The sequence below is a fragment of the Acinetobacter sp. GW821-FHT01E09 genome, from assembly GCF_059422385.1.
In genome coordinates this window covers 1,290,198-1,302,389 of the sequence record NZ_JBWKWU010000001.1, presented here as the reverse complement: position 1 = coordinate 1,302,389, position 12,192 = coordinate 1,290,198, and the positions used below count along the sequence as shown (strand labels likewise).

12 protein-coding genes are annotated in these 12,192 nt (G+C 43.7%); all 12 read right to left on the bottom strand.

Annotation, left to right across the window (positions count from 1 at the left end; all coding sequences use genetic code 11):
- Nucleotides 1-10 precede the first annotated feature (10 nt).
- The 12 genes from AC07U8_RS06010 to AC07U8_RS05955 all read right to left on the bottom strand — a co-directional run bounded on the left by AC07U8_RS06010 (nucleotide 11) and on the right by AC07U8_RS05955 (nucleotide 11,991).
- Complete coding sequence (locus AC07U8_RS06010; protein WP_494737504.1) at nucleotides 11-1,336, bottom strand: carbohydrate porin; 1,326 nt, start codon at nucleotides 1,334-1,336, stop codon at nucleotides 11-13.
- A gap of 19 nt (nucleotides 1,337-1,355) precedes the next feature.
- Nucleotides 1,356-2,816 carry a NosD domain-containing protein gene (locus AC07U8_RS06005; protein ID WP_494737503.1) on the bottom strand — a complete coding sequence of 487 codons (1,461 nt, stop codon included), beginning with the start codon at nucleotides 2,814-2,816 and terminating at the stop codon, nucleotides 1,356-1,358.
- A 20-nt stretch (nucleotides 2,817-2,836) separates the two neighbouring features.
- The gene (gene aroD, locus AC07U8_RS06000) at nucleotides 2,837-3,676 is read right to left on the bottom strand and encodes a type I 3-dehydroquinate dehydratase (protein WP_494737502.1); all 840 of its coding nucleotides are present in this window, start codon (nucleotides 3,674-3,676) and stop codon (nucleotides 2,837-2,839) included.
- A 218-nt stretch (nucleotides 3,677-3,894) separates the two neighbouring features.
- Nucleotides 3,895-4,524: a protocatechuate 3,4-dioxygenase subunit alpha gene (pcaG, locus tag AC07U8_RS05995; RefSeq protein ID WP_034617756.1), complete on the bottom strand. Its 630-nt coding sequence runs from the start codon at nucleotides 4,522-4,524 to the stop codon at nucleotides 3,895-3,897.
- A gap of 12 nt (nucleotides 4,525-4,536) precedes the next feature.
- Entirely contained in the window at nucleotides 4,537-5,262 is a 726-nt protein-coding gene (gene pcaH, locus AC07U8_RS05990) for a protocatechuate 3,4-dioxygenase subunit beta (RefSeq protein ID WP_494737501.1), read from the bottom strand.
- Between the two features lie 10 nt (nucleotides 5,263-5,272).
- Nucleotides 5,273-5,686, bottom strand: coding sequence for a 4-carboxymuconolactone decarboxylase (pcaC, locus tag AC07U8_RS05985; RefSeq protein WP_004722141.1), 414 nt, complete (start codon nucleotides 5,684-5,686; stop codon nucleotides 5,273-5,275).
- A 44-nt stretch (nucleotides 5,687-5,730) separates the two neighbouring features.
- The gene (gene pcaK / locus AC07U8_RS05980; protein WP_494737500.1) at nucleotides 5,731-7,083 is read right to left on the bottom strand and encodes a 4-hydroxybenzoate transporter PcaK; all 1,353 of its coding nucleotides are present in this window, start codon (nucleotides 7,081-7,083) and stop codon (nucleotides 5,731-5,733) included.
- A gap of 42 nt (nucleotides 7,084-7,125) precedes the next feature.
- Nucleotides 7,126-7,905, bottom strand: a complete 780-nt coding sequence (pcaD, locus tag AC07U8_RS05975) for a 3-oxoadipate enol-lactonase (RefSeq protein ID WP_494737499.1) — start codon at nucleotides 7,903-7,905, stop codon at nucleotides 7,126-7,128.
- 8 nt (nucleotides 7,906-7,913) lie between these two features.
- A complete protein-coding gene (gene pcaB, locus AC07U8_RS05970) occupies nucleotides 7,914-9,272 on the bottom strand; it encodes a 3-carboxy-cis,cis-muconate cycloisomerase (RefSeq protein ID WP_494737498.1) in 1,359 nt (452 codons plus the stop codon).
- 8 nt (nucleotides 9,273-9,280) lie between these two features.
- Nucleotides 9,281-10,489 carry a 3-oxoadipyl-CoA thiolase gene (gene pcaF, locus AC07U8_RS05965; protein WP_419309894.1) on the bottom strand — a complete coding sequence of 403 codons (1,209 nt, stop codon included), beginning with the start codon at nucleotides 10,487-10,489 and terminating at the stop codon, nucleotides 9,281-9,283.
- 159 nt (nucleotides 10,490-10,648) lie between these two features.
- A complete protein-coding gene (locus tag AC07U8_RS05960) occupies nucleotides 10,649-11,305 on the bottom strand; it encodes a 3-oxoacid CoA-transferase subunit B (protein ID WP_151803554.1) in 657 nt (218 codons plus the stop codon).
- A 2-nt stretch (nucleotides 11,306-11,307) separates the two neighbouring features.
- The gene (locus AC07U8_RS05955; RefSeq protein WP_270402710.1) at nucleotides 11,308-11,991 is read right to left on the bottom strand and encodes a 3-oxoacid CoA-transferase subunit A; all 684 of its coding nucleotides are present in this window, start codon (nucleotides 11,989-11,991) and stop codon (nucleotides 11,308-11,310) included.
- Nucleotides 11,992-12,192: the final 201 nt, after the last annotated feature.

Below are 12,192 nucleotides of genomic sequence, written 5' to 3'. Positions count from 1 at the left end.
TACTCCTAAATTAGAAATTCACACGCATGCTTAAACCAGCAATCCATGCATCATCCACTTCTTTTACACCCGCAGGCTGATGGATATATTGTAGGTTTGGTCGTAGCATGATTGCAGGTGACCATTGATAGGTATAGTTCAATTCAACATTGAGCTCATCACGTTGCACAGGCACATAATCTGTTGCAAACCTATCGTACTGGTCATAACCACGGCTGTTATTGATGGCAATCTGACGATCTTTATAACGATCATTGACCATATAATTTGCAAGCCCAAATCCGATTGAATCATTAGGGCGACTGTCAAAAGGTCCTTTGTACCAGAGTGCAAGTTGTTGGGTACTTTGTACTGCCGTGGTGGCTTTATCATTAACAACTGCATTAAAGCTCACGAACAAACCACGTTTAGGGTCCTGCCCTTTTTGGCTCAGTTGTTGTTGTGCATTAAGCCAAAAACTATGTTTGCTATCATGTACCTTTCCTGCGATCGCAATATCATTGGCTTCAGCTGTCGAGTACAGCGCACCGACTTTATACTCGCCTGCTAAACCATCAAATGCTGCTAGTTTTGGACGCCATGCCAGCTCTACTGGAATAGTGGCACCTTTAACATTGCGCATATCCAAGTTAAAACCATCGTTTTTGCCAGTTTTAATGTTGTCAGGATTGACTTCATAAACACCGACACCGAGTGTCCACTCTGGTGCAAATTGGTACTTCACATTGGTTCCCCATAAACCTACGGGTAAGTTGTACCAAATTGAACCAATGGATTTGCCCAGTTGTCCGCCACAAAGTAATAGGTTTTGGAATTCACATTGTGAACCGTTAAAGTCATCCGACATGCCCATACGACCAATCTTGAATTGAACCGTATTGTCAGCAAAGCCCTTTTTGACCCATGCTTGGGTCAGGCGCCAGATTTTGCCTCGTCCATAAATTTCTTGTGAATTGCCTAAAGCACCAGAACGTGGGTCTTTAATGCTTTCTAAAGTTAAAGCATTACCATCACGTTTGGTGATTAAGATATTGGCTGTGGTGTCTTTCCAGCCCGTGATTTTATTTAAATCAAAGTTTGCACCCAACGCCAATTGCGCTGCATTTTCAAAGCTGTTGTTGTCGTGATAGCCACCGTCTAAATTGGTTGCAGCTTGGCTCATAATAGAGGCCGTAAATTTATAACCGTCTTTTTCCAGTTGTTGACGTTGTCCATTCCAATCGCCCAATAACCATTGACGATCTTGTGACCAAGCTTGCTCAGCAAAACTACTCTGAGCCATACACAATGCAACGGCTAAACAGCTCAGTTTGATCGATAATCCATTTAAACTCATATTACTTCCTTATTATTTGTTATTTCAGTTTTACCGCTGAGCTAAGTTCAGATGTTGCGCCTAGACGATCTGTGATATTGGCTGTGATTGATGCAACTTTCATTGTCGGTTTCCAAGTCACTGTTGCTGTGCCTTGGGCATTGGTTGCAACAGTGCTTGAGCCTAAATAAAACTCGGCTTCATTTGCGCTTGCTTGTGAGTTGCCAAAAAATTCAACTTGATAACGTTGATTTGGTTGTCCTTTTACTTCTACCGCAATTTGACCTTTTGCTAAGGTCAATTTAGGTGCTTGAATATTTTGATTTGGTTGTGGATTACAGCCTTGTTCATTGGGTTGCTGGCAAGTCTTTTGTAAGTTTGCTGGATCAATTTTTACGCCATGACCACGTGAACCAACAAAGTGCGCATGTTCTAATCCCGGAATATCAAAGATAATTGCACCTAATCGTTGATTTGGCACACAGCTTCCACCCGCTTCACAGCGTTTAATGTCTTTGCCATTATTCCAGATTTGATTTTTAGTTAAAGTGATATGTGCATTGGCATCTTTTTCTGAACGAATCGCAACCCCGACACGATTGCCATGGACTTTATTGCTGTCAAATATATTGCCATCACCCGTCAGGTTAAAGCCGTTAGAGTTATTGGTCAGTTCGTTATAGGCAATATAATTGCGTTTGCCCCAGTTGATCTGTAAGCCATCTGAATAGTTTTCAAACTTGTTGCCAATCACTGCATTGTCATTGCCCCATAAAATTTCAATGCCTTGTGATGGTTCTGGGTTGGCAGCGGTTGAGATAAAGTGGTTATTGGCAACCAAGTTAAATGCGGCACCACGGGTTAACTCAAGTCCATCACCATTGTCTTGGAAATAGTTATTCAGCACTTTGTTGTTATTGGTGGTGGTCGCAGTCGGATTACCTTTGCCATCATCGCCTGTCAACATTACCCCTGCACCACCGTAGTTGTGCATAATTCGGTTATTTTGAATCAGGTTATTGCTGGCGCGGTTCATCAAGATCCCAATACAAAAACGACGAATCTCTAGTCCTTGAATACTGACCCCGTTGATGTCACGTAACACAATCCCCGGTAAAGTCGTGGTACGAACATTGGTCCCGAACTGCCCTTCAACCGCACCCGGACAAGCTTCTACGCCTGTACCTTTAATATAATTTGAGCCATCAATCGCGATAAACTCACCGGTTTTTGCCCACGGTGTACCGATGATTTTTACCGGTGCTTTGATTTCTGGCAGTGGACTGTTGACCTTAATGGCATAGGGTGCTTGTCCAACCGCTTGAATCAAAATCTCACTGGCTTCACTTGGCTTGCTGTTGGCTTGTTCAATCGCCCAACGCAGTGAACCTTTTTCACTGTCATCCTGATAACGGTCTACCACATAGCTTTCAGCCATCGCCAAACCAGAAATCGCTAAGCCCAGTGCCAATGTGGTTAAACGTAATGAAATCATTTTCATGTCTAAAAAATCCTTTTAATTTATGGTGTAGGTTGAACGGTTTTTAATAACTGTTTCAGTTGAGTCACATCAATTTGACCGGGTGCAGAAGCTTCACCGATCATGCCAAAACTAAAGCTGCCGCCCATATTGGCGGTGGCAATTCGAGAAAGCGTGCCGAGTTTACCCATCGACATGGTGAGCAATGGTTTTTTAGATTGCTGACTGACTTTTAAGGTCGCATTCATCAAAGTAAATACATCTTGTTTGCTTTGTGGCATCACTGCAATTTTAAGAATATCGGCACCAAGCTGATCTTGTTTAAGCAAGCGTTGAACGATTTCTGCCTCATCAGGGGTCTTTTTAAAGTCGTGATTGGACATCACAATTAATACTTTTTGCTGATGTGCCAATTTAACGATGTTTTTCACCACTTGCGGATCTCGGAACATTTCCACATCCAGCATGTCCATAAAGGGTTGGCGTAAATAGGCTTGATAAGTTTTGCCATAATCCGCATCGCTGATGGTCAGTTGTCCGCCTTCGTTATGGGTACGAATAGTGGCAATCATGGGTTTAGACCCTAAAATCTGTTTTAGCTCATGTCCCAAAGCAATCACTTGCTTGGTGTCACTGGCAAAGTTAAGCAGATCTATGCGGAACTCTGCCAAATCAGCATCTGGATTGCTGGCAATGACTTTTGCCTGTGCTAAGGCTTGTTCTTTGGTTTTTGCTGTAATCGGGACGATGGTTTTTACTGGGAGTTTTGCCAGTTCTGCAAGTTCAACTGGGCTTGGTGAAACAGGTTGAGCCTGTACCATTTGAAGGGTAAATATTGGGCTAAGTGCAAGCATCAATGCCGCAAGTTTTTGTAATTTCATTTTCATCTTCCTGAATAAATTATCCGTTTGTATATCGCGTTTTCGCTTGATTGCGATTTCATTTAAGTGCTTTTCGTCGATCTTAACTCCTCCAAATCCCTCTCTTGCGGAACCTCAATCGTTCCTTACCTTTAAAAAAAGAGGAGTATCGCGAATCTCAAGACTGAGATGATTCCAAAACAAGACCTCCCTTTCAAAAAGAGAGATCTTGAGGATTGTTAAATATCAAAAAACACGGTTTCGTCTTCACCTTGAATGCGAATATCAAAGCGATACACGATTTCACCGTCGACTTCACTGCGTTTAGCAATCAGGGTTTGGCGGCGGACTGCCCACTCAATACTGTTGAGTACAGGGTCATTGGCATTTGCTTCCACTTCATCGTCAAAATAAATACGGGTATGCAAACCAATGTTAATTCCACGAGCAAAGAGTGCGACTGCAATATGTGGTGCCTGAGTTGAACCTTTACGCCCTGCGACAGCCCCCGGTTTAATGGTGTCAAAACTCCAAAAACCTGTTTCAAAATTTGCGCCTGTACGCCCCCAGCCCTGAAAATGAGCATCGGCTGTTTTGCCTTGGGTATCGGCCTGACTTGGATAAACCCCATTGGCATCGGCTTGCCAGATTTCCAGCAATACATCTCTTAATGGTAAACCCAGTCCATCAAACACTTGACCTTCAATACGGATACGTTGACCTTGAGTGTGTTGTTTCACCAACTGGTTATCGAAGCTATGTTCAAATACTTCAATATTGGCTTGTTGTGGCAATAAACCGATATGCACATAAGGACCACCTGTTTGTGATGGGGTTTCCTTAATTTCCTGAAAATTCCATGCATTCATTGTCTGAGTTCCTTAAGTCAAATCATTTTCAAAATAAGTCGCACGACGACCACGCAGATGAATATCAAAGCGGTAACAACGACTATCTGATTCAATGAAATTGTTTTTATCTTCTAATGCGATCAAGGCACGACGCTGATCTTCAGATGGAATGGTTTTTAAAATCGGGCAAGTATCTATTAGGGTATCGCCCTCAAAATAGAATTGCGAAATCAAACGTTGTGCCCAACCATCGGCAATCAATGAAAAATGGATATGCGCTGGACGCCATTCATTGATTCGGTTACGCCAAGGATATGGCCCCGGTTTAATGGTACGAAAAATATAAAAACCATTTTCATCAGTTAAGGTACGACCACAACCACCAAAGTTAGGATCCATTGCGCCAATAAATTTGTCATTTGGATGGCGATAACGACCCGATGCGTTGGCTTGCCAAACTTCCAATAAGGCATTTTTTACAGGGCGACCAAACTGGTCACGCACATAACCATGCACAATAATTCGCTCACCGACTGGGAGCCCTTCTTTGGCATAGTTCAAAATCAAATCATTATCTTTTGCACCAAAAATTTCAGGTGAAAAATGCGGTGAAGTGACTTCAGTTAATGTTTCATTAATCGAGATCAATGCATTTTTGGGCGAGCGTAATACACTGGTTTTATAGCCTGGTGTATATGCTGACGGGTGATCTTCTGTATTCCGTTGCGGATATGCACCCAATGTATGACTTAACATGCCTATCTCCTTAATCCTGTTGTTGTGCAGCGACAGGTTGCACTTCTATTCCGAGTTCTTTAAAAACATCTTCAGCCATGTGCATTGCTGCATTTGCGGCTGGTAGTCCTGCATACAGTGAGCTGTGTAAAATCAGTTCTTTGAGTTCGTCCTTGGTAACACCATTGTTAAAGCAAGCACGTAGATGCATTCTGAGTTCATCTTCTCGTCCCAATGCCAATAAGATGGCAATGGTGACTAAACTGCGGGTATGCCGTGGTAAACCTTCACGTGACCACACCTCCCCCCAAGCAAAACGACTAATAAAGTTTTGAAAATCTTGGTTAAAGTCATTCAAGTTTTCTAAAGAACGACCGACATGTTTTTCACCCAATACTTCGGTGCGGACCTGTAGTCCTTGTTGGTAACGTTGTTCATCATTCATTGAAATTGTCCCTCTTTGTGATCTTATTTCTGATCTTGAGAAAGTTAGCTTGCATCGGTATGCGCCACTAAGGATTTAACAAAAATTGCCACAGCCGCAGCGGTTGCAGGAATCATCAATAAGCTTAAAATTGCGGTAAAAGACCAATCATTGCCCAGTAAAACAGCACCAATCCAAGCCCCAAACACTGCGCCAAAACGACCGATCCCTGTCATCCATGCCACGCCAGTTGCACGACATTGAGTTGGGTAGAAACGGGCACTTAATGCTGGCATTGCAGATTGCGCACCATTGATTGCGACACCAGCACATAGCACCAAAATGGCCAATAATGTTGGGTTGCTGAGGCTTTGACCTACGGCAACAGCAAATAAGCCTGCGATAAAATAGAATGCTGAAATAATGCGGTTCGGGTTAAAACGATCCATTGCCCAACCAATAAATAACGCACTCAACACACCACCAAACTGGAATAGACCGCCAATAAATGCTGCGCGTTCCATGGTTGCGCCGGTTTCACGCATCAAAGTTGGTAACCAACTGGTCAGTAGATAAATCATCACCAAACCCATAAAGTAGGTTGACCATAACAACACTGTGCCTTTGGCAAATTTTTGCGAAAACAACATGCCAAATACATTTTTCTTTTGTGCCACAGCAGACTGTTCTTCTGGGATATAAAAGCTGTCAGCAAGCTGTACTTTTTCAGGTGCAATATGGCTTAGAATTTTGCGAACTTTTGCAGCATCTCGACCTTTAACAATCAAGAAGCGATATGACTCAGGTAACAGTACAATTACCAACAGCATCAGGATCAACGGTGAAATACCGCCGAGCAAAAATAAGCTGTGCCATCCAAAGGTAGGAATCAGCCAACTACTGACAAAACCGCCTGTTGCCATACCCAAGTTATAGCCACAAAACATACAAGTCACGAGCAGTGAACGAACACGATTCGGGCAGTATTCTGAAAACAATGTGGTGGCATTTGGCATTGCTGCGCCTAGGCCAATACCAGTTAAAAAGCGCAGTACAACCAAACTGTCTAAGTTTGGCGCATAAGCTGATGCCAAGGTAAAGCCACCAAAGATCAACATTGAGATAGTTAATACAATCTTGCGTCCAAAACGATCCGCAGTAGGTCCTGAAACCAATGCACCAATGATCATTCCACCCAGTGCTGCACTCATCACAGGCCCAAGTTGAGAGCGATCAATCCCCCAATCCTGTGCCAAAGCTGGTGCAATAAAGCCCATTGCAGCCGTATCGATTCCATCAACAAATACAATCAGAAAACAAATGATTGCAATCATCCATTGATACTTGCTGATCGGTGCATCATTAATGAGTGCCTGAGCATCCATACTGTTTTTTGGGGCAGCAAATTCCTGTGCCATAGTTGCCTCCTTGTAGGCGAATTCCTTTCTAACCCTAGACGGTTATATGTTCTGAATAAACTTAGACAATGCCTGACTAAACACTTGTGGTTGTTCAATATTGGACAAATGAGACGCTGCCAAGATTTCAAGTTGACTGGTTGGAATGGATTGATGCATAAACTCTGCATCTTGAACCGTCGTTACAGGGTCATATTGACCTGCGATAATTAAAGTTGGGATTTGAATTTGATTGAGCTGATCTCGAACATCAGCACCTGCCAAAGCTCGACAGGCATTGGCATAGCCTTGTGCAGGTGTCACCGCTAAACTTTGTATGGTTTTTTGAGCAAGCACATCATGTGCATAATCAAAATGCCCACTAAACCAACGGGTATGTGTGGTTTTAACAATTTCAGCCAGCCCATCTTGCTCTACGCTATCAGCACGACTATTCCATGCTTCAGCTGTACCAATTTTGGCGGCTGAGTTTGCCACAGTGATGCTATAAAAGCGTTCAGGGTATTGAATAGCCAGTGTGAGTGCAGTGATGCCACCCATTGAAATTCCACAAAAATGTGCTTTTTCAATATGCCATGTATCTAAGATATCAATCACATCGTCGGCAAAGTTTTGCAGCGTACTGTTGGCAATCACATCACTTGCACCATGCCCACGAGTATCATAAGTAATGATCTGATAGTGTTGTGCTAAAGCATCTACTTGTGCTTGCCACATCCCATGATCTGTTCCGAGTGAGTTCGAAAATATAATCACGGGTGCATCTTTTACGCCGTGGATTTGAACGGCAAATTGCTGTCCTTGACGATTTTTAATTTTCATACTGACTTTCATGATTTAGACACTCCTTGTGCTGCTTGTAGTACGGCATCAATTTGTGCCTGAATATTGCCCAAGTAAGCGGCTGGTTTAAAAATCTCTGCTAATTCCTGTGCACTTAGATGAACATTCACCTCAGCCATTGCTGACAACACTGTTTTTAAATGCTGCTGTTGCGCAATAGCCTGCTGACAAGCTTGCTCAACCAAATGATGCGCATTCAAGCGTCCGATTTTAGCTGCCAATGCCATCATTGCAGCTTCTGCCATGATTAAGCCCTGAGTACACTCAAGGTTGCGCTGCATCGCTTCTGCATCGACTTGCATATGTTCAAGTACATCTGTCGTGCGTTCTAAAGCACCTGCGCATAACTGGAAAATTTCAGGAATCACCAACCATTCTGCATGCCAAGTACCTAAAGCACGTTCATGTTCTTGCAACATGTTTTGGTAGACACTTGCCATTAATGCAGGCACACGGTTGGCTGCTGCAAGTACGCAAGCGGCTGCAACTGGATTACGTTTGTGTGGCATGGTGGATGAGCCACCACGGCCTTTTGCAGTGGGTTCAAAAACTTCAGCAATTTCAGTTTGCATCAGCAAAGACCAGTCTTTTGCCATTTTGCCAACATTACCGACGATCAGGGCAAGTACACTGGCAATTTCAACGATACGGTCACGCTCACCGTGCCATGTACACTCAGGAGAGGTTAAATTCAATGCCGCAGCATAGGCTTTAACCACCGCGGAACCTTGGTCTTGTAATGATGCCAATGAACCCACAGCCCCACCGAGTTGAGCAGTAAGAACGCGACTTTTCATCTCGCTTAGACGATCAAGATCACGTTTAAATGCCGCAGCCCAACGTGCAAACTTATGCCCTAAAGTAATTGGTAAGGCTTGTTGCAACCAAGTCCGACCAATCATGACTTGGGCACGATACTGTTGTGCTTGGTCTAATGAAACTTGATAAGCCTGTTGTACTTGTTTTTCGATCAGCCCCAAAGCATCACGGCATTGCAGAATCGTGGCTGTATCAATAATATCTTGGCTGGTTGCGCCCCAATGTACATAACGCGCTGCGTCTTCATCCTGTTGTTTTACTATCGCAGTAAATTGCTTAACCAAAGGAATCGCAATATTTCCCGCAAGAGCCGTCGCGGTTGCCAATGCTTCAAAATCAATTTTTGCTAGGGCCTGTTGTCCAACTTGTTCAATGATGTTGGCTGCAGATAGTGGAATCACACCCACTTGCGCCTGTGCTTTTGCCAAAGCCACTTCGGCTTGGATCATATAAGCCAATAAGGCATGATCGCTAAAGATTGCTGTCACATCAGGCTGATAAAATAAGCTGGCGTATAACTGGCTCATCAGATACCTCACTCAACACGTTGAATAATTAATGCAATACCCTGACCTACCCCAATACACATTGAACATAGGGCATATTCACCTTTGATCTGTTCAAGTTGATTTAAGGCAGTGGTCACCAGTCTGGCACCTGATGCACCCAAAGGATGACCTAAAGCAATCGCCCCACCATTGGGATTGACACGTGCATCATCATCTGCCAAACCTAAATCACGGGTTACGGCCAAAGCTTGGGCTGCAAAAGCTTCATTCAGCTCAATCACATCCATTTGCGCTAAACTAAGATCAGCTTGTTTAAGCAGTTTCTTAATCGCAGGCGCAGGTGCAAAGCCCATAATTCTTGGTTCAACCCCCACCGTGGTTGCTGCAATAATTTTGCCACGTGGTTTTAATTGGTATTTTTCTACGGCTTCATCTGAAGCAATTAATAATGCCGCTGCACCATCATTAATCCCTGATGCATTACCCGCCGTAACCGTACCATCAGCTTTGACCACGCCTTTAAGTTTTGTCAGTGCTGCTAAAGTGGTTGATGCACGTGGATGTTCATCGGTATCCACAAGCACAGCATCACCTTTACGCTGTGGAATAGTGACAGGCACAATCTCATTTTGGAAAAAGCCTTGAGCTTGTGCTGCCGCAGTACGTTGTTGGCTATTCAGCGCAAACTGATCTTGATCCGCACGGTTAATATTGAATTGCTCTGCCACGTTTTCAGCGGTTTGTGGCATGCTGTCCACACCATACAATTCTTTGAGTTTTGGATTGATAAAGCGCCAGCCCATAGTCGTATCTTCAATCTTTTGACTACGTCCAAAAGCACTGTCCGACTTGCCCATCACATAAGGCGCACGGCTCATGCTTTCTACACCACCGGCAATGATTAAATCTGCTTCATTGGCTTTAATGGCGCGAGCTGCCATGGCAATCGCATCCAGTGACGATCCACATAGACGGTTCACAGTGGTTGCTGGCACTTGGTATGGCACACCTGCCAATAATGCTGACATACGCCCAACATTACGATTGTCTTCACCGGCCTGATTGGCACAGCCATAAATCACATCATCGACTTGCTGCCAATCTACCGTTGGATTACGTTGTATCAATGCTTGAATTGGAATAGCACCGAGGTCATCTGCACGTACTGGCGCAAGACCACCAGCATAACGACCAAATGGAGTACGGATGGCATCTATGATGTAAGCGTTTTTCATGTTGTTTATATCCTTAAATAATCTCCCTTGCGCTGCTACTACCGCAGCTCACCTCTTTGTAAAAGAAGAAGTTCCCCTCTTTCATAAAGAGGGGTTAGGGGAGATTTAATCATTCCGTTAGGAGAGATTTAATCATTCCGCAATGGGGGATTTCATCCATTAATTCTGTTGTGTCGCATCAATCAATTGAGCACCCGTCAAAGCCTGTAATTCTTCAAAGCTCAGACCTGCAACTTTTTCAAGTACTTTTAAGCCATCTGTGGTCACATCAATCACGCATAAGTCAGTATAGATACGATCAACACAATGCTTACCTGTTACTGGATAAGTCAGTTCTTCAACAATCTTAGGTTCACCTTGCTTAGTCACATGATCTGTGGTGATAAAGACTTTCTTGGCCCCTACAGCCAAATCCATTGCACCACCCACCGCAGGAATCGCATCTGGCGCACCGGTATGCCAATTGGCAAGATCACCATTAGCCGCCACTTGGAATGCACCCAGTACAGCAATATCCAGATGTCCACCACGCATCATGGCAAAAGAATCACCATGATGGAAAAATGAACCACCCGTTAGCATGGTGACATATTCCTTGCCTGCATTAATCAGCTCAGGATCTTCTTCACCTTTGGCGGGTGGAGGGCCAAAAGCCAATAAACCATTTTCAGAATGTAGAAACACATCTTTGTCTGTTGGTAGATATTTTGAAATCTTGGTCGGTAAACCAATACCTAAATTGACATAAGCACCATCGGGAATATCTTGGGCAACACGTTCAGCAATTTGGTCACGGCTTAGTTTTTGGTAGCTCATTGTTATTCTCCATTACCATTGGCTGCATCAACTGCAACCACATGCTGAACAAAAATCCCTGGGGTAATAATATGCTCAGGATCAAGTTGACCTAATTCGACAATCTCCGAAACCTGTGCAATGGTGACATCTGCAGCCATCGCCATAATTGGGCCAAAGTTACGTGCTGATTTGTTATAAACCAAGTTGCCCCAACAGTCGCCTTGATGTGCTTTAATCAGTGCAAAGTCTGCTTTAATTGGATATTCAAGCACGTAGTCTTTGCCATCGATATGTCGGGTTTCTTTGCCATCTGCCAATAAGGTGCCAAAACCTGTTGGGGTAAATACTGCCCCTAAGCCCATTCCTGCGGCTTGAATACGACACGCGAGATTACCTTGAGGAACCAGTTCCAGTTCGATCTTGCCCGCATGATAGAGTTCGTCAAATACCCAAGAGTCCGACTGACGCGGGAAAGAACAAATGATTTTGCGGACTGCACCTGATTTAAGCAGTTTAGCCAGACCATAATCGCCATTGCCTGCATTGTTATTGACAATCACCAGATCTTTAACGCCAAGTTCAATCAGCCCATCGATCAGCTCTGCGGGCTGTCCTGCTGTTCCAAAGCCACCAATCATAATGGTTGCACCATCTTTGATGTGGGACAGAACCTCGATCAATGAGGTCGCGCTTTTATCAATCATCTGACTACTTCCTGTACTATGAATCACTCATTTGTTTCATCCTAGAAACCGATGAAACATAAGTTGAGTGTTTTGTTCGGATTTCTTATCTTCATTCTTGATAAATTTTGTATTTACTTCTAGGCTTGAAGGGAGGTTTTGTTCGATCATTATTTTTTATGTTCGATGATCGAACTTTATCCCACTAAAACAGTCTACTTT